The organism is Marinobacter sp. bablab_jr003 (assembly GCF_016464245.1).
GTDB lineage: Bacteria > Pseudomonadota > Gammaproteobacteria > Pseudomonadales > Oleiphilaceae > Marinobacter > Marinobacter vinifirmus.
The window spans coordinates 24,859-44,786 of the sequence record NZ_JADARC010000046.1; the positions used below are offsets into that span (position 1 = coordinate 24,859).

Annotated in this window: 20 protein-coding genes; 6 read left to right on the forward strand and 14 right to left on the reverse strand. The window is 55.8% G+C overall.

Translation table 11 applies throughout. The annotated features are described in order from the left end of the window. Positions 1 to 13: 13 nt before the first annotated feature. The 6 genes from H3Z84_RS05350 to H3Z84_RS05375 all read right to left on the reverse strand — a co-directional run bounded on the left by H3Z84_RS05350 (position 14) and on the right by H3Z84_RS05375 (position 5,620). Positions 14 to 1,003 carry a hypothetical protein gene (locus H3Z84_RS05350; RefSeq protein WP_228285720.1) on the reverse strand — a complete coding sequence of 330 codons (990 nt, stop codon included), beginning with the start codon at positions 1,001 to 1,003 and terminating at the stop codon, positions 14 to 16. 87 nt (positions 1,004 to 1,090) lie between these two features. Continuing rightward, the gene (locus tag H3Z84_RS05355; RefSeq protein ID WP_199452546.1) at positions 1,091 to 1,954 is read right to left on the reverse strand and encodes an aminoglycoside phosphotransferase family protein; all 864 of its coding nucleotides are present in this window, start codon (positions 1,952 to 1,954) and stop codon (positions 1,091 to 1,093) included. Positions 1,955 to 1,994: 40 nt separating this feature from the next. Next, a complete protein-coding gene (gene gmhB / locus H3Z84_RS05360) occupies positions 1,995 to 2,549 on the reverse strand; it encodes a D-glycero-beta-D-manno-heptose 1,7-bisphosphate 7-phosphatase (protein ID WP_199452545.1) in 555 nt (184 codons plus the stop codon). Next, entirely contained in the window at positions 2,546 to 3,589 is a 1,044-nt protein-coding gene (locus tag H3Z84_RS05365; RefSeq protein WP_199452544.1) for a glycosyltransferase family 9 protein, read from the reverse strand. Before H3Z84_RS05365 ends, gmhB begins: the two co-directional genes overlap by 4 nt. A gap of 1 nt (position 3,590) precedes the next feature. Further along, positions 3,591 to 5,039 (reverse strand): bifunctional D-glycero-beta-D-manno-heptose-7-phosphate kinase/D-glycero-beta-D-manno-heptose 1-phosphate adenylyltransferase HldE, encoded by a 1,449-nt coding sequence (hldE, locus tag H3Z84_RS05370; protein ID WP_416225938.1) that lies wholly within the window; start codon positions 5,037 to 5,039, stop codon positions 3,591 to 3,593. Then, the gene (locus tag H3Z84_RS05375) at positions 5,036 to 5,620 is read right to left on the reverse strand and encodes a D-sedoheptulose-7-phosphate isomerase (RefSeq protein WP_199452542.1); all 585 of its coding nucleotides are present in this window, start codon (positions 5,618 to 5,620) and stop codon (positions 5,036 to 5,038) included. The genes hldE and H3Z84_RS05375 overlap by 4 nt, the downstream gene beginning before the upstream one ends. Before the next feature lie 264 nt (positions 5,621 to 5,884). Here H3Z84_RS05375 and rfaD point away from each other — a divergent pair, with 264 nt between their 5' ends. The 3 genes from rfaD to H3Z84_RS05390 are packed head-to-tail and all read left to right on the forward strand — an operon-like array spanning position 5,885 to position 8,576. Continuing rightward, entirely contained in the window at positions 5,885 to 6,826 is a 942-nt protein-coding gene (gene rfaD, locus H3Z84_RS05380; RefSeq protein WP_022989914.1) for an ADP-glyceromanno-heptose 6-epimerase, read from the forward strand. Then, positions 6,823 to 7,830: a lipopolysaccharide heptosyltransferase II gene (waaF, locus tag H3Z84_RS05385; RefSeq protein WP_199452541.1), complete on the forward strand. Its 1,008-nt coding sequence runs from the start codon at positions 6,823 to 6,825 to the stop codon at positions 7,828 to 7,830. The genes rfaD and waaF overlap by 4 nt, the downstream gene beginning before the upstream one ends. Beyond that, a complete protein-coding gene (locus tag H3Z84_RS05390) occupies positions 7,827 to 8,576 on the forward strand; it encodes a glycosyltransferase family 2 protein (protein WP_199452540.1) in 750 nt (249 codons plus the stop codon). Before waaF ends, H3Z84_RS05390 begins: the two co-directional genes overlap by 4 nt. On the opposite strand, the gene H3Z84_RS05395 is transcribed toward H3Z84_RS05390, so the two are convergent. Next, entirely contained in the window at positions 8,560 to 9,654 is a 1,095-nt protein-coding gene (locus H3Z84_RS05395; RefSeq protein WP_113880419.1) for a glycosyltransferase family 4 protein, read from the reverse strand. The two genes, H3Z84_RS05390 and H3Z84_RS05395, sit on opposite strands and share 17 nt — an antisense overlap. A 70-nt stretch (positions 9,655 to 9,724) precedes the next feature. On the opposite strand from H3Z84_RS05395, the gene H3Z84_RS05400 reads away from it, so the two are divergent. Continuing rightward, entirely contained in the window at positions 9,725 to 10,753 is a 1,029-nt protein-coding gene (locus tag H3Z84_RS05400) for a glycosyltransferase family 4 protein (protein ID WP_199452539.1), read from the forward strand. A 23-nt stretch (positions 10,754 to 10,776) separates the two neighbouring features. Here the strand turns inward: H3Z84_RS05400 and H3Z84_RS05405 are convergent, their stop codons facing one another. The 3 genes from H3Z84_RS05405 to H3Z84_RS05415 all read right to left on the reverse strand — a co-directional run bounded on the left by H3Z84_RS05405 (position 10,777) and on the right by H3Z84_RS05415 (position 13,855). Next, positions 10,777 to 11,685 (reverse strand): lysophospholipid acyltransferase family protein, encoded by a 909-nt coding sequence (locus H3Z84_RS05405; protein WP_011784312.1) that lies wholly within the window; start codon positions 11,683 to 11,685, stop codon positions 10,777 to 10,779. Continuing rightward, the gene (locus H3Z84_RS05410) at positions 11,682 to 13,100 is read right to left on the reverse strand and encodes a mannose-1-phosphate guanylyltransferase/mannose-6-phosphate isomerase (RefSeq protein WP_011784313.1); all 1,419 of its coding nucleotides are present in this window, start codon (positions 13,098 to 13,100) and stop codon (positions 11,682 to 11,684) included. Before H3Z84_RS05410 ends, H3Z84_RS05405 begins: the two co-directional genes overlap by 4 nt. An 83-nt stretch (positions 13,101 to 13,183) precedes the next feature. Next, positions 13,184 to 13,855, reverse strand: a complete 672-nt coding sequence (locus tag H3Z84_RS05415; protein WP_011784314.1) for a YrbL family protein — start codon at positions 13,853 to 13,855, stop codon at positions 13,184 to 13,186. A gap of 24 nt (positions 13,856 to 13,879) precedes the next feature. On the opposite strand from H3Z84_RS05415, the gene H3Z84_RS05420 reads away from it, so the two are divergent. Further along, positions 13,880 to 14,536 carry an SGNH/GDSL hydrolase family protein gene (locus H3Z84_RS05420; protein WP_011784315.1) on the forward strand — a complete coding sequence of 219 codons (657 nt, stop codon included), beginning with the start codon at positions 13,880 to 13,882 and terminating at the stop codon, positions 14,534 to 14,536. Here H3Z84_RS05420 and H3Z84_RS05425 read toward each other — a convergent pair. From H3Z84_RS05425 to lpxL, 4 genes are read right to left on the reverse strand one after another with little or no spacing between them, the layout of a single operon-like run. Further along, entirely contained in the window at positions 14,514 to 15,527 is a 1,014-nt protein-coding gene (locus tag H3Z84_RS05425) for a glycosyltransferase (RefSeq protein WP_011784316.1), read from the reverse strand. The two genes, H3Z84_RS05420 and H3Z84_RS05425, sit on opposite strands and share 23 nt — an antisense overlap. Further along, complete coding sequence (locus H3Z84_RS05430; RefSeq protein WP_199452538.1) at positions 15,524 to 16,642, reverse strand: glycosyltransferase family 4 protein; 1,119 nt, start codon at positions 16,640 to 16,642, stop codon at positions 15,524 to 15,526. The genes H3Z84_RS05425 and H3Z84_RS05430 overlap by 4 nt, the downstream gene beginning before the upstream one ends. Beyond that, on the reverse strand, positions 16,639 to 17,604 hold the full coding sequence (locus H3Z84_RS05435; RefSeq protein WP_199452537.1) for a mitochondrial fission ELM1 family protein: 966 nt from the start codon (positions 17,602 to 17,604) through the stop codon (positions 16,639 to 16,641). Before H3Z84_RS05435 ends, H3Z84_RS05430 begins: the two co-directional genes overlap by 4 nt. Positions 17,605 to 17,608: 4 nt before the next feature. Then, entirely contained in the window at positions 17,609 to 18,571 is a 963-nt protein-coding gene (gene lpxL, locus H3Z84_RS05440) for an LpxL/LpxP family Kdo(2)-lipid IV(A) lauroyl/palmitoleoyl acyltransferase (RefSeq protein ID WP_199456760.1), read from the reverse strand. Positions 18,572 to 18,673: 102 nt separating this feature from the next. Here lpxL and waaA point away from each other — a divergent pair, with 102 nt between their 5' ends. Continuing rightward, complete coding sequence (gene waaA / locus H3Z84_RS05445) at positions 18,674 to 19,927, forward strand: lipid IV(A) 3-deoxy-D-manno-octulosonic acid transferase (protein ID WP_153741304.1); 1,254 nt, start codon at positions 18,674 to 18,676, stop codon at positions 19,925 to 19,927. Position 19,928: the final 1 nt, after the last annotated feature.

Sequence of the window (19,928 nt, forward strand, 5' to 3'; positions counted from 1 at the left end):
CTCGTATCAGGTTTTATATGCCAATATCAAAGCCAATAGACTCTTCAAGCATTTCTTTTAGGTCGTCGCTATTACGTTTGATATTTATCGCGTCGCAGCTCTTGAAAGGGTTTGTTCGGGCGTAATCGTTGATTACGATTCTTCGGCCATGCACCAGGCCAAAAATAATATCGTCGTAAGGAATATTTAGGCGCTCAAGTTGCTTGATGGTTGCTTCCCGAAAGCTTTCCTTCCGCGATGTAGTGATAATTATCTGGACCTTTCCAGATTTGTGAAGTTTGTTCAGGACCTGAATGTTCTTTGTTATGCCATCGGTTTCACCCCAATACGGTGAGTTGTATTGAGCCGAATTCTCTACCAAGGTTCCATCAAGGTCTACGAAGAGCGTAGAGTATTGAGCCTTATATTGATTCCATTCGCGAATCGTTCCCCAGTCACAATAATCTTCACTATGCAGGGCGTTGAACGTATGGCCGTCCAGGAGCATCTGATAGATAATATTAGATATGTAAAGGTCGGGCGAGTCGCTGCTCAGCTTTTCATAAGTGTCCATAAAGGTTTGGGCTGACTCAAAAACGTAGCCTCCCACACAGAATGTTGAGCTAACGATCTTTTTCTCAACAATATTTTGCACAAAGCCATACTCATCAATGTCTATATAGCTTTTGTTTCGTGCATTAACGGTTTCTAGCTCGTGGAGGTCCAGACAGCAGACGTGGTTTCCCTCCTTAACGGGAGCAGAAAACTGGTTGTCAGAGTCTTTAATGAATATTGGACCGTTGATGCCCGCAGCCTTGAGTCCTTGATAAACCGTCTCGGGCTGGTTCCGTGTGCGTTCTTCCAGCATGATAAAACGAAGTTTGTCTCTGTGGCCAATTTCATCAAACTGAGTCTCAATCGCGACTCTTACGGAATGTTTGTCTTCATGCTCCTGTAAGCAGATCAAGTTGATACTTTCAAATTTATCCAGATCCAGTTTTTTGATTGCTTCAACAATCATCATGTGGCCCCTTGGGTGAGTAAGGAGCCATTTGGGTTTCATGTCTGGGAACCGTGATGAGCTTCCAGCAACTGGTAGAATTAGATGCATTTAGTCCTCCAGAGTCTTCAGGGATGTTTGAATGAAATTTAAAGTGGTTGTGTCGTTGGCGTATGGCAAAATTCTTAGAACGTTGACAGATTGGAGTATGTTGTACTCTTTCCCGGAGATTCCGAGAGCTGATAGCTTACGTTTTGCGAATATATCCAACTGCCGAAGCCCTTGGCAGACTCGAAGATGAGAGATCGGTTTTTTGGACTTGGTGAGAGACCAGTGAAGGTGCGTATCCTGCCGGAGCTTGACTAGGTCCATGATTGGGGAGTCGATATAGCTGTCCAGGAAATCGAATAGGCCGATGCAATTACCATTGGCAGAAAAAACGATGTTGGACAGGGTAAAATCGCCGTGACACCAACCATTCGGAATATTAATTTCTTTTTTTGTTAATCGGTCTCGCAATTTATTCCCGAAGAGCTGGTCGATCTCTTGTTTTTGAGGCTCCCCTGAAATGTTGCGAGAGATTTCATCCAGCTTTAACAAAGCCGACGTATTAACTGTTTGGTAGTCGGTTCGCAGGTTGTGATCGATGAAGCCTTCGATTGCTTTGATACTTTGCATTAACGCAGGTACGGAACAAACGCCAAGGAAGTCGATGAAGTTCAGGTAGGGTAGAAATTCCATTCGTGCGGAATAGAGGCCGGGATTATCCGCTTCATCATAGAGTTCTGGGACTATTATGGCAGGGTTCGTAAGTGCGTGTCGGAAGTCGTTTTGTTTGCGAATTTGTGCCTGGAGACGCGGAATATACGACGGGAGTGCGCATTCTTTTTCAACCATGATTCGCTGGTCATGAGTAAGCAGCCTTACGGTGCATCCCGAATTGCCAGAAATCTCAATTGAAGGCTGATGTAGCATTCCCGCTCCTTAGCTTTCTATTTGGTCTTATGTAATCACACTAGACCGATGATCTATCGTGGATAATCTGGTCAACATGCGTTAGCAGAGATAGTGAGGCCTCGTTGTTCGGCAACGTCACAAAGAGGCTGCCGGTCAACACCCTTACCTTTGTGCCGATACCGGCTCGTTCCGCTGCTGCAACGTCACTTGGTTTATCCCCGACCATAATGCACTCCGCCGGGTCCAGCTCAAACTCCTCAATCCCCCTCAATATCATCCCCGGCTTCGGCTTCCTACAGTCACAGTCTCGTTCACCTGCAGGTTCGAAATCCGGATGATGCGGACAATGATAAACCTTGGAGATGGTCACGCCCTGTTCCTTGAAGCGTTCCACCATCCAATCTGTGAGTTCCTGGAATTGGGCTTCGGAGTACATACCTCGGGCAATGCCGGATTGATTGGTGACGACAATCAACAGGTAGCCCCTTTCCTGAAAATGCCGGCAGGCTTCAAAAATCCCGTCTACAAACTCGAAATCTTCTTTGCGATAAACATAGCCGTGATCCACGTTGATCACGCCATCGCGGTCCAGAAATACGGCTTTGTTGGTCATAGGTTCTGTTCCTGAATACAGCGGTCCAACATGTCGATAACCTGTTCTGTCGTGATGTTTTCCATCAACTCTGCGCCCTTGAGCCTCTGGCCCCAGCGGCTTTGTTCCGGCGTTTCCCCTCGCATCTGCTTCAGTGCGGAGGTATAGGCATCTACCACGTATTCCTGCCACAGGTAGGGGCCGGTGCGTTTCGGGTTGCTGTGGGCATAGAGGCCAATAACCGGCGTGCCGGCGGCAACGGCCATGTGTGCGGGGCCGGTGTCTGGTGCCAGTACAAGGCTTGCTTCGCCAATCAGGGCGAACAGCTGCTTCAGGCTCGACAGGCCAACCATGTTGCGTATGGGGTGTTTGGCGTGGGCCTGAATGTTGGCAGCCAATTCCTTCTCACGCTCTCCCGGGCCGCCACAAAGATAAACCGAAAAGCCCAGGCTGGCGGCGTGGTCGGCAACGGCCGCGTAGCGCTCAGGCAGCCAGTTCCGCTCGGCGTTCGAGGCGGCGGGGGTGATGATCAGGTGTTTGCGGGTACCGGGGTCGAGCTGGGTTTTGGCCCAGTCCCGGTCTTTCGCATTCACCGGAATGTTCCAGGCGGGGGCTTCAAGAGGAATGCCCAGCGATTTCTGGAACTGTCGAAAATTATCTAACACATGCACCTTGTCGGTCGGCTCAACCCGTTCGTTGATAAACAGGCTGTGCAGCTCTTTGCTTTTGGCTTTGTCGTAGCCGATTCGTCGCTTGGCGGAAATACACAAGCTGGCGAGATTCGCTCTCAGGGCGACTTGCATGAGTAGAAGGGCGTCAAATTGTTTGCCCTGGAGCTGGCGTCGAAGGTTGCGGTACGCGGCCATGCCCTGCTTCTTGTCAAACACGACAAAGTTGACGCCGTCCATGCCCGCCATCAGTGCGGCTTCAGCCTTGCCGATCACCCAAGTGATCTCAGCTTCCGGGTAATGCTGCCGGATAGCATGAACTACTGCAGCGGCGTTGCAGGTGTCACCAATGGCCGACAGGCGCAGCAGGCAGATGGAGCGTGGCGCAGACAAATCAGCCTCGAACTTTCTTGATCAGCCCGGTGGTGGAACGGCCTTCAACCGTGGGCAGAATGGCAACCTCACCGCCGTTTTCCTGAACAAAGTCCGCGCCGACGATGGTGTCGATTGAGTAGTCGCCGCCTTTGGCGAGCACCTGCGGGTTCACCCGTTTGATGAGTTGCTCCGGGGTGTCGTTCTCCTCAGTGTTGTCACCGAAGGGGATGACCCAGTCCACACAGGCCAGGGCGGATAGCACTTCCATCCGGTCTTCCAGCGAGTTCACCGGGCGCTCCTCGCCCTTCAGGCGACGCACGGAGGCATCGGAGTTCAGCCCGACAACCAGTCTGTCACCGAGCGCCCGGGCCTGGGCCAGGTAGCGCACATGGCCGGCGTGCAGGATGTCGAAGCAACCGTTGGTAAAGACAATCCGTTCGCCCTGTTGTCGGGCGTAATCAATGTGCAGCAGGCTCTGCTCGACACTGGGGTGGTAGCCGCTGGTCTTGGCCGACCACTGGTGGCTGGCGCGGGCAGCCAGTTCCTCCGGGGAAACGGTTGCGGCGCCTAGTTTGGCGACCACAATGCCAGCCGCAAGGTTGGACAGCCAGGCGGCGTCTTTCAGATCAAACCCGGCGCTCAGCAAGGTGCCCAGAGTGGCGATCACGGTGTCACCGGCACCGGTGACGTCACTCACTTCCAGGACTTCCGCCGGGAAATGGTGATGTTCAGTCTGGGTTATCAGGCTCATGCCTTGTTCGCTACGGGTCAGCAGCATGGTATCGATACCCGCTTCGGCCAGCATGGCGCGGGCAGAACTCAGCATCGCTTCATCGGACGAGGCATCCCCACCGGCCGCCTTGAATTCGGTCAGGTTCGGGGTGATGACGGTTGCGCCACGATACAGTGAGAAGTCTTTGCTTTTCGGGTCCACCAGCACTTGCTTGCCGGCCTTTCGCGCAGCCTGGATCAGGTCACCAACACAGGCGAGGGTGCCTTTGGCGTAGTCGCTGATGATGACGGTATTGTATTGCTCAACCAGTTCGCCGTAACGCTGCTTGACGCTTTCGGCCTGGGCGACGGGAAAGGTGTCTTCCATGTCTAGCCGAACCATCTGTTGATGGCGGGAGATAATACGGGTTTTGGATATGGTGCGTGCGTCGTCCAGTTCCAGGAGCTCGGAATGGACCTTTTCCTTGACTAGAAGATCTTTCAGCAAACGACCGTCTGTGTCGTTGCCGATGATTCCGAGAATGGCGGCCTGGCCGTCAAGGTGGGCGATGTTTCTGGCAACGTTGGCGGCACCGCCGGCCCGGTCTTCTGTGTGGGCGACACGTACCACCGGCACCGGTGCTTCCGGTGAAATGCGGTTGGTGTCACCAATGAAATAGCGGTCGAGCATGACATCGCCAATCACCAGCACAGAGGCGTTCTGAAGCTGGTCCAGCCGGGCCAGATCAAGCATCAGTCAAGGCCTCCCGACAGCACCACCTCATCCATTGCTTCACACAGCCAGTGGCCGATGAACATATGGGCCTCCTGGATGCGGGCGGTTTCGTCACTGTTGATGATGATGGACAGCCTGGCGATGTCTTTTACCTTGCCGCCATCCCGGCCGGTCAGAGCAACGGTTGCGGCGCCCATGTCGTTGGCAGCTTTCAGGGCCCGGTTGATGTTCTCACTCTGGCCGGAGGTGGTCAGGCCGATCACCAGATCTTCAGGCTTTCCCAGGCCCAGAACTTGTCGCTCAAATACGGTCTCGAATTCGTAGTCGTTCGGGTGTGCTGTCAGAATGGACGTGTCTGTGGTCAGGGCGATGGAGGCCAGGGGGCCGCGCTCTTTTTTATAGCGGACCATAAACTCGGCCGCCAAATGCTGCGAATCTGCAGCACTGCCGCCGTTGCCCAAGAAAATGATCTTGCCGCCCAGTTTCAGGCTTTGGCGCGTCAGCTCCAACAGTTGCTCGACGGCTTCCTGGTGTTCTTCCATCACTGCAAAGGTTTTGCGGTGCCGTTCCAGAGTGGCGAGGTAGCTGCTTGGCTGGGACATGGGAGCCTCCGGTGTTAGCTTTCATCTGGGCGCGCCGGTGTTTCACGGCACCGGCTAGAAGGCGCAAAGTGTACCATGGTGGCTTAAGGCGTCCCATATGCTTTTTTCCGTACTAAACGGCTGTTAATGCAGTGTTCACAGTGTTCTTCGCCACTGATGTGAATGGTTTTGGCGGTTTTAGCTATGGGTAAAAGAGGTTAAGATGGCAGCCATATTCCGGGCCGTTGTCAGGCCCGCCCGCACGGAATTTTCAGGAGCCTTACCATGATTGTCGTCACTGGCGGTGCCGGTTTCATCGGAGCGAACATTGTCCACGCACTTAATCAGCGTGGCGAGACAGACATTCTCGTTGTTGACGATCTGACCGACGGCACCTATTTCCGTAATCTGGCGGAACTGGATATCACCGATTACATGGACAAAGGCGAGTTCCTGGAGCGGGTTAAGGCGAATGACCTGCCGGTGGGCATCCGGGCGATCTTCCACGAAGGGGCGTGTTCAGACACCACCGAGTGGGACGGCAAGTTCATGATGGAGAACAACTACACCTACTCCAAGGTGTTGCTGCATTGGTGCCTGGACCACAAAGTGCCTTTTCTCTACGCCTCCAGTGCGGCGGTCTACGGCGCCAGCGATGAGTTCCGGGAAGCGCGCGAGTGCGAACGGCCACTGAACGTCTATGGCTATTCCAAGTGGCAGTTTGACCAGTACGTGCGCACGATTCTGCCGTCTGCCCGTAGCCAGATTGTCGGCTTCCGTTACTTCAACGTCTACGGCCCCAGAGAGCAGCACAAGGGCAAGATGGCGTCCGTGGCCTATCACCTGCACGAACAGATCAAAGCTGGCCAGAATCCCAAGCTGTTCCAAGGTTGGGATGGCTATTCTGACGGTGGGCAACAGCGTGACTTTGTATATGTAGACGACGTGTGCAAGGTGAACCTGTGGTTCTATGATAATCCGGACCAGTCCGGCATTTTCAATCTGGGCACTGGCCGTGCCCAGTCGTTCCTGGAGGTGGCCGAGGCGGTCATCCAATACCACGGTAAGGGCAAGGTGGAGTTCATCCCTTTCCCGGATGAGCTGAAAGGCCGTTATCAGAGCTTTACCCAGGCGGATGTCAGTGCGTTGCGTGATGCGGGCTATACCGATTCGTTCACCGACGTTGCCAATGGTGTAGCGGCCTACCTGGCTTGGCTGGATCGATGAAATATCTGGTGGTTGGCCCGTCTTGGGTGGGTGACATGGTTATGGCTCAGGCGCTGTTCATGTCCCTCAAACAACAGGACCCGCAAGCAAAAATCGACGTGCTGGCTCCCGGGTGGTCGCTCCCGATCATCGCCCGTATGCCTGAGGTCAACACAGGCATCGCGGCACCCTGGAAAAGTGGTGAGCTGGCCCTGAAGGCCCAGTGGCGATTGGCCCGAACGCTGAAAGGATACGATAAAGCGATTGTCCTGCCGCGTTCGTTCAAGTCCTCTCTGATCCCTTTCTTTGCAGGCATTCCCGAGCGAGTTGGTTTCAGTGGGGAAGGGCGCTCGATTCTACTGACCGATGCCCGGCGCAGACGCCCGACCCGAGACGGCTCTATCATCACCGACAAAACCGTGTGGCGTTACATGGGGCTTGGGGCCAGCAAGGCGGATTACGAGAACTATCAGTTTGATGTGCCACAACCGTCACTGACGATTGACAAAGCGAACCTGAACGACGTGATGGGTAAACTGGGCCTGGACCCGGAACGCCCCGCCATTGCCATCTGCCCCGGTGCGGAGTTCGGCCCAGCAAAGCAGTGGCCTCTTGAAAACCACCGGGCGCTCGCTGAAAAACTGGTGCAGCAGGGCTTTCAGGTCTGGGTTATGGGCGGTCCGAAAGATGTGGAGCCGGGTGAGCAGATTGCCAATGGTCAGGAGGGCGTGTTCAATCTTTGTGGCAAAACCCGCCTGGAAGATACCGTGGACCTGTTCAGTCATTGCCGCAAAGTGGTCAGTCACGATTCCGGCTTGATGCACGTGGCCGCCGCTTCTGGTGCTGATGTGGTTGCCATCTACGGTTCCACCAGCCCGGATTTCACACCGCCACTGACGGATAAGGCGACGATTGTCCGGCATCCGGTGGAGTGTAGTCCCTGCTTTGAGCGAACCTGCCGTTTTGGCCATTACAACTGCTTGACCGGTATTTCCGTGCAGCGGGTTCTGGAGGCGTGCCAGTGAAACTGAGCGCGGTACTGATCACTAAGAACGCAGGGCCTGAGTTTGCCAAATGCCTTGAGAGTCTGGCGTTCGCCGATGAGATTGTGATTCTGGATTCCGGTTCGACAGACGATACGTTGTCTGTCGCCGAGAGATTCGGCGCGCGCATTTTCCAATCGGACGACTGGCCAGGCTTTGGTCCGCAGCGTCAGAGGGCCCAAAGCCACGCGCAGGGCGAGTGGTTGTTCTGGATCGATACCGACGAAGTGGTCACCCCGGAACTGGCCTCCTCCATTCAGCGCGCCATCGAACAGGCTCCGGCGAAGAAGGTGTTTCAGGTAAAGCGGTTGTCGTGGTTTTTTGGTCGTTTCATCCGGCACTCTGGCTGGTATCCCGACAAAGTGGTCCGGTTGTACCGCCGTGAAGAATACGGGTATGACAATGCTCTGGTGCATGAAAAGGTGCACTGTCCCGATGCCAGCGTAGAAACGCTTGACGGGGATTTGTTGCACTATACCGCGACCAATTTCCCGGATTACATGGCGAAATCCGTCCGCTATGCGGAGGATTGGGCCGAGGGGCGGGCCCGCCGTGGCAAGAAAGCCTCACTGTTTTCCGCCTGCACCCACAGTTTAGGCGCATTTGTCCGGAAGTATCTGCTTCAAAGGGGTTTTCTGGACGGCCGGCATGGGTTTTTGCTGGCCGTCACCACCGCCATTTATGCCTTCAACAAATACGCAGCACTCTGGATTAAAACTCGCCGTTGACGGTTTCCCTCAGCACCTTCAAAAGGGCTTCAGACGAATGCTGTACGTGAAAGTGCGAGGCGATTCTATCTCGAGCGCTTTGGCCCATATTTGCGCATAGTTCTGGGGATTCATGCAGCCGCTGAATGCCTGCAGCAATTTCTTCAGCGCTACCGGGCGTTACGCGTATGCCGGAAACGCCATCTTCAATGAGCTCCGCACTTCCTCCGGTATCGCTGACGATTGGTGCAACGCCATAGGCCATAGCTTCAATCACCGTTTTTGGAAGCCCCTCGCGTTTGGTCGAAGCCAGCACGGATACCTGGCAGGACGCAATGATGGCTGGCGCGTCTTTTCTGAATCCAGTCAGGTGAATTCTGTCGGCCATCGGGCTGGCCTGGATTAGAGCCTGAACCTCTGGATTGTCCATTCCCCGGCCCACGAGCAATAGGTGGATGTTGCTGTCCGCGGGTAAAAGGTGTGTGGCTTTCAGCAGAATTGGCAGTCCTTTTCTGGGGCGGATATTTGCCACCGACCCAACCACAAAGGCGCCATCCGGTACGCCGAATTGTTTGAGGTCTACCGGAGTATCCTGGTACCAGTCGAGATCGTGGCCTTTATAGACCGTACAAACTTTGTCTTTGTTGCCCCAGACGTGCTTTTGTAGGTCATCGCGGGTTGCTTTGGAAACGCAGATAATTCGATCCACCCGTGGGCTTAAGTGGGTCAGGTAGCCACTTGGGTCCCAGCGGCTGATATTGCCGGTTTGGCCTCGATAGGTCATAACTTTGACTGGCAGGCCGATTGCCGCAAGGTTGGTGTTAGCGATGGCTTTGTTGTTAAAGCAGTACACGGCGTCAAACTTGCCTTCGATCAGGAGGTGACGAATTCGACGAATGGCTTCAGGCTCTATTTTCTTTCGGGGATGGAAACCGTGTACCTTGATGCCGTTTTCTTCAAATCGGGAGCGGTACTCCGCATCCGGTTGTGTCATCAGCTCAACTTCGACACCCAATTTTGCCAGCCCGATCAGCATTTCGGCTTCTGGCCGAACAGAGTTCCAGGTATCTACATAGGAGCTGATTACAAGTAGCTTCACAGTGTTATGTCCTTTTCATGGTCGATCTCTTACACTGCCGCCATTAAAACATCGACGGGGCCGAGTTGGTATGCACATTTGCCACGTAAATCTGGCCGGAGGTTTTTCCGGCGGTGAGCGACAGACCGTAAACCTGATTCGGGAGCTGGCGAAGCGTGGCATTCAGCAATCGCTGGTGGCCCGGCCGGGGAGTCGTCTATGGGCTGAGCTGGAAAGCATCCAATCGCTCGGTAGGCGAGAGACTGCACATTTTCTGCTGGGCCACGGCAAGGGGGATTGGGACCTCGTTCATTGCCACGACGGTAAATCAGTCTACTGGGCCTGGATCGAGTCCCGCCTGCGTAGAACGCCTTACGTCGTAACACGGCGAGTCGATAATCCCATCGGAACCGGGCGCCTGACGTCTGCGGCCTATGGCGGAGCCGCGACCGTCGTCTGCCTGAGTTCGGCCATTGAATCAGTTGTACAACAGCGACTGGGCCGCGTGGACACTGTCATCATTCCCTCGAGTTTCTCAGGCTTTCCCGCCGCACCAGACGCCGTCGAAGCTATCCGGCAGCAGTATCCCGCCAAACGCCTGGTTGGCCAAGTGGGGCGCCTCCTGAAGCACAAGGGTTATCACATCACGATTGAGGCAGCGCGTTTGCTGGGCAGCCTCAGGCCAGACGTGCAGTTCATTTTCCTGGGAGAAGGGCCAGATGAACAGTGGCTCAAGTCCCAGGCACAGGGTTTGCCCAACGTCAGTTTTCTGGGGCATAAAGATAACGTCGGGGATTGGTTGGCAGCTCTGGATGTCTTCGTGTTCCCCTCACTCTCCGAGGGGCTTGGCTCAACGATTCTTGAGGCCATGCAACATCGTGTGCCGGTGGTTGGGGCCAAAGCCGGAGGCATTCCTGATCTGATCTCCGATAAAGCGAATGGTCTTCTGGTATCTCCGGGTGACCCGGAGGCTTTGGCTTCGGCGATTCAGTTTATCCTCGATAACCCAGAGCAGGCCGCCGCTTTCGCAGACGCTGCCCAGGCTGGATTAACAGCGTTCAGCCCTGCGTCGGTAGCGGAGCGTTACCTGGGACTCTACTCCGCAACCTTGCAATCCTAAGGTAGTTCCTGGCAGCCGGGCGGTTAGTCGCAAATCTGCCCGGGCTTATAAGGATTCGGGTTCCCCGGCGGCCGGTGCCGCATACGTTTGTACTCCCACTGGTACTGTTCAGGGGCCATTCGTACCACCTTTTCCACGGATTGATTCAATGCGGTGGCGCCGGCCACTGCATCATCGGCACCAATGCCAGGCTCCGCCGGAGTGACCAGAATCTTGAAGCCTTCGCCGTTGGGCAGGCGCTCGGCGTAGGTCACCAGAACATTGGCCCCGGTTTTCTGTACCAACTTGCCGACCAGGGTCATGGTCATCACGTCCATGCCAAAAAAGGGCGCGTAGGCGTTGGTTTTGCCCCGGGGAGACTGGTCGGGAAGAATGCCGGCTACGCCACCTTCCTTCAAAATGCCCATCAGGCGCATCAGGCCTTTACGGTCGCCGCGTACCAGTTCGGAGCCCAGGCGCCCCCTCACCCGAATCATGTAATCTTCGAATTCCTTGATGTGCGGAGGGCTATATAGCGCGGCCATCTTATAGCGGGAAGAGAAAAACAGGCCGGCCAGCTCCCAGTTGCCAAGGTGGGGCGCGAGCAAGATCAATCCTTTGCCGGTCGCCAGGGCCTCATCAACCAGCTCCAGGCCTTCCGTTTCCTTGATCAACCCAAGGCACTTATCTACGGGCCACTCCCACATCAGCGGAATTTCCAGGGCCGTCATGCCGGTGTGGGCCAGGGAGTCTCTGGAAAGGTCCCTGCGCTGCTCTTCGGTGAGTTCCGGCAGGCAGATGTCCAGATTGATGTCGGTGATCTTCTTTGGCCTGCCGCCCAGTTTCCAGGCCAGGAGCCCCAGCCATTTGCCGATGAACTGTGCGGCTCCCAGGGGTAAATAGCTAACCATCCGCAACAGGCCGGCAATCAGGTAATACTTGAATTTGCTCATGATCTGCCGTACCGGTCCTCGAATCGTACAATATCGTCTTCGCCCAGATAGGATCCGGACTGCACTTCAATCAGTTCCAGATCAATAACGCCGGGGTTTTCAAGGCAATGGATCTGGCCGACCGGTATGTAAGTGGACTGGTTCTCGGTCACCAGGTACGACTCCTCGCCATTGGTTACCTTTGCGGTGCCGCTGACGACAATCCAGTGTTCTGCCCGGTGGTGGTGCATCTGGACAGACAGCTTGGCGCCGGGCTTCACGGTGATGCGTTTCACCTGGTAGCGGTGGCCATTATCGATGGAATCATATACACCCCAGGGCCGGTAGACTTCCCGGTGATTCATGTGCTCGTGTCGACCATCATTCTTGATGCGTTCAACCACCTTTTTGACATCCTGGACCTGATCTTTATGGGCGACCAGCAAGGCGTCTTTGGTTTCAATGATCACCAGATCTTTCACGCCAACCGTGGCCACAAGGCGGCTGTCTGCCCGGACCAGAGTGCTCTCTGTGTTATGGGCAATGACATCACCGCTGAATGCGTTTCCGCAGCTGTCTTTCTCGGAAACTTCCCACAAGGCGGACCAGGAGCCGATATCGCTCCAGCCGGCATCGAGCGCTACCACGGCGGCGTTATCGGTCTTTTCCATCACGGCGTAATCGATGGAATCTTCCGGGCACTCGGCGAATACGCTTTCATTCACGCGGGTGAAGTGCAGATCCTCGCTGGCGTCGTCCAGCGCTGCCTGGCAGATCGCAAGAATGTCCGGGCGGTGTTTCTGCAGTTCCTGAAGGTAGGTGCGGGCGCCGAACAGGAACATGCCACTGTTCCAGAGGTAATCACCGGATGCGAGGTATTCTTCCGCGGTAGTCTGGTCGGGCTTCTCTACAAACCGGCTAACGCTGAAGCTGTCGTCCGCCAATTTCGGGCCTTGCTGGATGTAGCCGTAACCGGTTTCCGCATGGCCGGGTACTATGCCGAAGGTCACCAGCTTGTCCTGCTGAGCCAGGGGTATGGCTTTCTGGATGCCGCTCTGGAACGCAGCGATATCTTTGATCAGGTGGTCTGCGGCCAGAACCAGCATCAGCGGGTTCTGGTTTTCATCGATGTTCTTGACCAGTTGCAGGGCTGCCAGAGCGATGGCCGGTGCCGTGTTGCGTCCACAAGGCTCCAGAATAATTCGGGCATCTTTGTAGCCCGCCTGGCGCATTTGCTCAGCCGCCAGAAAACGGTGGTCTTCATTGCAGATCAGGAGTGGATCGGCGGATTCCATACCATCCAGCCGCGCCACGGTCAGCTGCAGCATGGATAGATGTTGGTCCGTCAGTTTCAGGAACTGCTTGGGGTTCAGTTGCCTGGATAACGGCCAAAGGCGAGAGCCGGTGCCTCCGGCCATAATGACGGGGTGAATCATGTGCGCGCTCCAGGGTGTTGAATTGTTGCCAATTCGGCTAAGAATCACTGACACTATATGTTAACACGCAGATCTTAACGGTTTTATCTTAGGCGTTGGAAATCTTCCCAGGATAGACCTTCGCCGTTTTGTTCCCAGGCCAGTCGTTTTCTGAACCTGTCGATCTTTCTATCTATGTAATGTGAACTCCAGCCCGGTAGCGGCGCCAGCGCCTGGGGGATCGTTGGCGCCCCGAGACCATCCACCAGAAACAATTGAGTGCGGCCAATCCGATCCGTGACGACCAGGTTATGAGGGAGCAGGTTTCTGGTGAGTATTCGGGTTTGTTTCAGCCAGTCGAGAAATTCTCTGATGCCTGTTTCCAGTTCCGGTGTCAGGCCATGGTCTTGCATCAGTGTTTCGAGCGTTGGCGCAACATTGCCATCAGCACAACGAATCAGTTCGCTTTCATTGGCCTCGCCAAGGGAAGTTTGCACGCTTCCATAGAACCTTGGCAGATGCGACCAGACAAGATCTTCGCGACCTTTAGCGAGCAGTTCTCGTATGGCACGCTGATTGTGCGCGATGATCTCCTGGGTGTTATCGTTGAGCCGATTGGTTCCTAAAAGCTGCTTGAGGCGTGATTGCCTTTGGGTGCGGGCTGCAATATTTTCGGGGCGAACGATCTTCAGGCAGCGGGCTGAATCTAACGGGTGTTCGTAACACAGGCGATTGTAGCCCTGCGCGAACGGCAACTTGTCAGACAGGTCTAGCATGGTTTCATTAGTTGAGGCGAGAGAGTGAATCGGGCAATAGCATACGGGGATTGCAACACAGAAGGGCTTAAAGGTGAATGTTTCCCTTTATGGCCACAGATTGTTTGTGAGTCGGAAGCGCTTGAGCTGACCAATTGCGGACACACTATGAGCACGACTCGTGAACTGCTTGAGTACAATCGTGCTTTCCCCGCGTCACAGTACGCTGTTGCTTTTGTCCAGTATGGTCTGGTGGACTCCTGGCTAACGTTTCGCGGGGCACCCTATGTGCTTTATTACCCTGATTTCCCCTTGCGTAAACTGGCCAGAAAGCTGGTTAAGAAGCTCAAGAAACTGGCGCGTGTATGGCAGCTGCAAAAGCGTTTGGGGGCTGTTGAACAGGTACCGTTATCAGAATACGTGGATAACCTTCATCAGGTGATTGTATCGGCGCCCAAGACCCGTTTTATTCTTGTTGCAACGGCGCCCAACCTGGATGAGCCACGCAACCCAAGGATCAAAGTCTACAACGAAGCATTAGCGAGGATTGCGGAATCCCACGATAATGTGATGTACGTGGATGTTTATGAGGATATCTGGGCGCATCGCGACCTCACTCTCATGGAGGACGGTACTCACCTGACAGCCGCAGGGCATGAACGGATTGCGGCGAAGATTATTAGTGTATTGAAACAAGGTTAGCGATAGCTCTCTGATAGACATTCAGCGTTTGGCTAGCCATGCTGGAAAGCGATAGTTGATCAGCAGCAAATGCTTGTGCTTCTGCCTGCTCGGCGACCAATGTTGAAGTGTCTTGGCTTAGATAAGCAGCAAACCGCTTTGGGTCTTCACCACGAAAGATGTGTTTTTCAGGCAAGATTTCGTTGGCTATCGGTACGTCGGTTGAAATGACGGGCTTACCGAGCAAGAGCGCTTCTGCACACACATAAGAAAACCCTTCTCTTTCAGAGCTGATCACCACCCCATCTGCCGCAGCCATCAGTGCGGGAACGTCTGAGCGGAAGCCAAGCAACTTCACCGTCTCAGACTGATGGGTTGAGCTGATGAGATCCGCAAGTCGCTGCCGCTCAGGCCCGTCACCCGCTATGAGCAGGGTTCCCGGGCAATACTGAAAGGTTCTGATGAGAAAGTCGAAGCCTTTGACCGACACCAATCTGCCCACGGCCAGCCAAACCGGCCGTTCTGTTTCCTTGGGAAGCAGGGCTGGCGCCTGAGGAATAACCGATACGCCATTGTAGATGACCGTAACGCCCGGTTGGGCGATGTCCGTTGCAAGGGCCTGACTGACGGCGATCAGTTGGTGAAACGCAGCGGCTTTAGGGTAGCGCGACTTGAAGCCGTGAATGGTCGCTACTCGCATCAGGCTTCTCGTAAAAGGTGTCAGCCGCTGAAGAACGAAGGCCGCTTTCGTGCCCTGTGCATGAATAACATCGAAACCGTTGGCTCTGATTAGACGAAGGACGGTGAGCAGTAAAAAGGGAGAGTTGCGTGAGCCACCTGTATCCAATGCTCGCGTTTTTACCGCTGGTTCAAGGTCCGAGAGATGCTGTGATGCAGCCGCCAACGTCACCGTGTGCCCCAGTCGTGCCAGTTCGCTGGAGAGTTCACGGGCGTGTTTTTCCATGCCGCCGGTATCTGGATTGTCCGAGAGCATCAGCATCAGAATATTCACGGGGTGAGATCCTGCCGCGCTGCCATCAGTTTTTGATAGATGGCGAGCGTGGCCTCCGTCTGCGCCCGCAACAAAAACCGCTCCGGCAACTCAATCTCCGGCCGGGGCTTATCCAGCAGGCCCAGCACCGCACTGGCGAAAGCCCCTGTATCATCCGGCGTAACCAGTCCCTCGCGGAAACAGGCCTGCAGGGTTTCTGCGGCGCCACCCCGGTTGTAAGCCACCACCGGTGTGCCGGACGCCAGGGCTTCGGTTACTGTCCGCCCGAACGGCTCAGGCTTGGTGGACATATGGCACACCACATCGGCCAGCAGGTACAGGTTGGTCATGTCATTGCGCTGCCCCAGGAAGGTGACCTTGTCGGTCAGGCCCAGGCGGCTGCGTTCTTTTTCCAGCTCTTGCAGAAATCTTTCCTTACCGGGCTCTGCGCCGCCAACGATGATGCCGTGACAATCCGGCCGTTGGCGTACGATTCTGGCCATGGCTTCCATGAAATGCAGCTGGCCTTTCCAGCGGGAAATCCGGCCGGGCATCATGATGATCTTCTTGCCAGCCAGTTGTGGAAACCGCGATAGCAGGATATCAAGCCACTGGTCGTTGATGGCGCGGTTGCGGAAGGCGTCAATGTCTACGCCGCGCTGGATTACTGTCAGTTTGTTTTCCGGAACAGGAAAGTTTTCCAGTACGTAGTCCCGGACACAATTGGAAACCGCTATCACCTGGTCTGCCCTGGCCATGATGGCGCTGTAGGGGTTTACGGAATACATACCGTGAAAGGTGGAGACAATGGCTGGGCGCTCATGTTGCGGTAGTGTTTTCAGGGCCAGGTGGATAATCCATGCGGGCATCCTTGAGCGCACGTGCACAATATCCGGCTTGAGCTCTTGCAGCAGTTTGCGCATTGGTAAAACCTGCCCGAACGAGGCGGGTGTTTTACGGTGAATTGGCATGTGGATATGAGTCGAGCCCTGGCCGCGAACCTGTTCGGCCATTGGTCCACCGTTGGAGACCACGAATGACTGATGGCCACGTTTGACCAGTTCTGCCGCAAACTCTACGGTGCCACGTTCCACGCCGCCGCTGTACAAGGCGGGTAAGGCCTGCAGTATTTTCACGGTCGTTGCTCCTTGTTTTGTCCGGACTGGAGAAGGCGGGGAAAGCGCTCGATGATCCAGCGCGCTGCCCTATCGGCTTCCCATAGCCTCGGGTGTTGTGGCTGGTGTTCTGCCATTACACTGGCATGGTCGCTCCAGTGGGCGACCAGCCCGAGCCTGGCTAAACGGCTAATGCCATTAACCACCCGGCTACCCGCCTGGGGGGGCAGGTCGAAAATGCCGGTAGGAACGCCAGAGGTGGCGGCTTCACACACCATGGACATGCTGTCTGGCGTTACCCAGACAGCCCGGGAGGTTTCCAGCTGGTGTTTCAGCCAGTCGTCGTAGGTCTGGCTGTGGTGAACAACCAAGATGTTTTCGTTTTGAAGTTCCGTCAGTCTCCGGTAAAGAGCCTCCGGTGTGCGGCGGGAATCGCTGATGGTCCAGTGCCACCGGGGGTATCGGGCAATCAGGTCGCTGATCTGCGAGGTGATTGTGTCGTTGTTCCAGTCAAAGTGCTCCGAGGGACCACCGACGAGTATGAGTGCGTTCGGCTTGCCGGTCAGTTCGGACAGCGGCGTGATTGCATTGATGACGCCCTCCGTGTTCAGCACGGTTTTTGAAGGTTTTACGTCGTCGTGGGCGGGAATGATGGCGCCATCTACCCAGTTAAGGGGAAAGGCTGGTTTCATCAGTACCAGTGTTTTTGCCTTGCGGTACCGGCGCAGGGCCAGTAGCAGCCGGTGAGTGCCGGAACCCGCCGCAACAATCAGGTCAGGTTGGGGCAAGGCCTTGTCCATAGTGGGAGCCAGCCCGAGCAAAGCCCGCCAGAGCGGCACGGTGTAATCCGCAGCGTTTAACCAATACAGCTTTGCGCCCGTTAGTGCGCGCAAACGCCCGGCAAGGCCTCGCAACTGGCTGCGGTGGCCGGGTTTGTTGTCGGTAATCAGCCAGATGACCGGCGCCTGCGCATCGTCTTCCAAGGGACTAGCCTTTTTTCTTGCGTTTGCGGCCGTAGAAGCCGGGGTCGTCTTTGTCCGGCCGGGTTTTGAAGCGGCGGTGCATCCAAAGGTACTGATCCGGCGCCTTGCGGATTTCCTGTTCGATAATGGCGTTGATGCGTGTAGCATCTTGCAGGTCATCGCCGGTCGGGAAATTTTCCAGCGCCGGCTGGAAATAGATGTCGTAGCCCGGTTTGTCTTCGCGGCGGAAGTGGCTGAACGGCACTACCTTGCATTTGCTGCGCTCCACAATCCGGGACGTGGCGGTAATGCTGCCGGCCGGAATGCCGAAGAAAGGGGCAAAAACGATGTCTTTGCGGCCGTAATCCTGGTCGGTGGCGTACCACACCGCGTGATTCTGCTTCAGGCACTTGAACAAGCCGCGCAGGTCCTTGGCGCCCAGCACCGTGCCATAGCGCCGGCCCCGGGCACGGGTCATCACCGCGTTCATCAGCGGGTTGTTGTGGTCCCGCTGCATCACGTCCGCTTCAATAAACTCGGTAACCAGGCTGCCCCCCAGGTCCAGCGTGCTGTAATGGCCGCCCAGAAGCAGCACGCCGTGGCCGCCTTCCAGTGCCTTCTCAAGATGCTCCACACCATGCACCTGCGTGATGCCGGTAAGTTTGGCCGGGTTTCGGAACCAGGCAATGCCCAGTTCCATCACACCAATACCGTTGGCGATAAAGGCATTGCGCACCAGTGCGTCCTGTTGGTGCTTGTTCAGCTCAGGAAAACACAGCCGGATGTTGGTTTCGGTAATATGTCGCCGGCTCTTCGCCAGTTTCCAGGCGGCCAGGCCGATCACCTTGCCCAGCCACCATTGAAAGCGGATAGGTAACTGCGCAGCCAGCCACATCACCGCAATGCCCAGCCAGGTTGGCCACCAGCGGGGATGGCGGTAAGCTGAGTAGTCGGTGTTTCTGGGGAGTTTGCGGTACTTCTTTTTCAAAATCGTGAATCCTGCATCGACAAACGTTTTACCGGGGGGCAAGATGCCCGTCCACAACAAATTTATCCCTATGATAACGCACTGTTTTGCCGGGAGTCCTGCGTGTTCCAGTTTATCTATTCCCTGCTGATCCGGCTCGCCCTGCCGTTTATCCTTGTCCGGCTCTGGTGGCAGGGCCGCAAGGCGCCGGCCTTGAGGCAGAACTGGCAGCACCGGCTGGGACTGGTGCCCGAGATGCACGGGCCGGTTATCTGGGTTCACGCAGTTTCCGTGGGAGAAACCATTGCCGCCGGCCCCATGGTCCGGCGCCTGCTGGCCCGTAACCTGGGTGCGACCATCCTGATGACAGCTATGACCGATACCGGGCTGGCCCAGGCCCGGAAGATGTTTGGTGACAGGGTAGCCTATGCCTACGCCCCTTACGACACACCAGGCGCTATCCGCCGTTTTCTGAATCGGGTTAACCCCCGCATCCTGGTGATCATGGAAACGGAAATCTGGCCCAATATGATTCGCCAGTGCCGACACCGTCATGTGCCTGTTTTTCTGATCAATGCCCGTCTGTCTGAACGATCTGCCCGGGGGTATGAACGGGTTCGGGGCGTGGCAGCACCTATTATCAAAAGCATCAGCTGGGTGGCTGCGCAAGCCGAAAAAGACGCAGAGCGGTTTCGCCGCATCGGAGTGGCTCCGGGTAATGTTGAGGTCACCGGCAGCGTAAAATTCGATGCGGATATTCCTGATGATGTCCGTGCGGCCTCTGTCAGCTTCCGAAAATCCCTGGGTGAGCGCCCCGTTTGGATTGCCGGCAGCACCCACACCGGAGAAGACGAGCAATTGCTGGCGGCTCATCGCCAGATTCTGGCTCAGCACGCCGATGCCTTACTCATCATTGTGCCCCGGCATCCGGAGCGGTTTGATTCGGTAGCTGAGATGGCTCAAGGCGAGGGCTTTTCCGTGGTTCGCCGGTCAACAGGAGCATCTCCCGCTGGTGCGGAGGTGTATCTTGGCGACACCATGGGAGAGCTGATGATGCTTTACGGAGCCAGTGACCTCGCCTTCGTGGGCGGCTCACTGATCGAGCGGGGAGGGCACAATCCGCTGGAGCCTGCGGCCTGGGGCATTCCGGTATTCTCCGGCACTCATGTGTTTAATTTCGAGACAATCTATCAGCGCTTACTGGATGATCAGGGTGTCCAGCTGGTCGAAAATGCGGATGAGCTGGCGCGGGCGATCTGTTCACTGATAGACGACCCGGAGGCGCTGAAGGCATACGGTGAGCGGGCTCTGGCGGTGGTCAACAAGAACCGGGGTGCGCTGGATAAGGTCGTGGAGGGTATTACGGAGCGGTTGTAAC

Excerpts from the sequence above, each read along its gene's own strand:
- H3Z84_RS05350 (WP_228285720.1), bottom strand. The coding sequence starts at position 1,003 with ATGATGATTGTTGAAGCAATCAAAAAACTGGATCTGGATAAATTTGAA.
- H3Z84_RS05355 (WP_199452546.1), bottom strand. The coding sequence starts at position 1,954 with ATGCTACATCAGCCTTCAATTGAGATTTCTGGCAATTCGGGATGCACC.
- gmhB (WP_199452545.1), bottom strand. The coding sequence starts at position 2,549 with ATGACCAACAAAGCCGTATTTCTGGACCGCGATGGCGTGATCAACGTG.
- H3Z84_RS05375 (WP_199452542.1), bottom strand. The coding sequence starts at position 5,620 with ATGTCCCAGCCAAGCAGCTACCTCGCCACTCTGGAACGGCACCGCAAA.
- rfaD (WP_022989914.1), top strand. The coding sequence starts at position 5,885 with ATGATTGTCGTCACTGGCGGTGCCGGTTTCATCGGAGCGAACATTGTC.
- waaF (WP_199452541.1), top strand. The coding sequence starts at position 6,823 with ATGAAATATCTGGTGGTTGGCCCGTCTTGGGTGGGTGACATGGTTATG.
- H3Z84_RS05400 (WP_199452539.1), top strand. The coding sequence starts at position 9,725 with ATGCACATTTGCCACGTAAATCTGGCCGGAGGTTTTTCCGGCGGTGAG.
- H3Z84_RS05405 (WP_011784312.1), bottom strand. The coding sequence starts at position 11,685 with ATGAGCAAATTCAAGTATTACCTGATTGCCGGCCTGTTGCGGATGGTT.
- H3Z84_RS05410 (WP_011784313.1), bottom strand. The coding sequence starts at position 13,100 with ATGATTCACCCCGTCATTATGGCCGGAGGCACCGGCTCTCGCCTTTGG.
- H3Z84_RS05415 (WP_011784314.1), bottom strand. The coding sequence starts at position 13,855 with ATGCTAGACCTGTCTGACAAGTTGCCGTTCGCGCAGGGCTACAATCGC.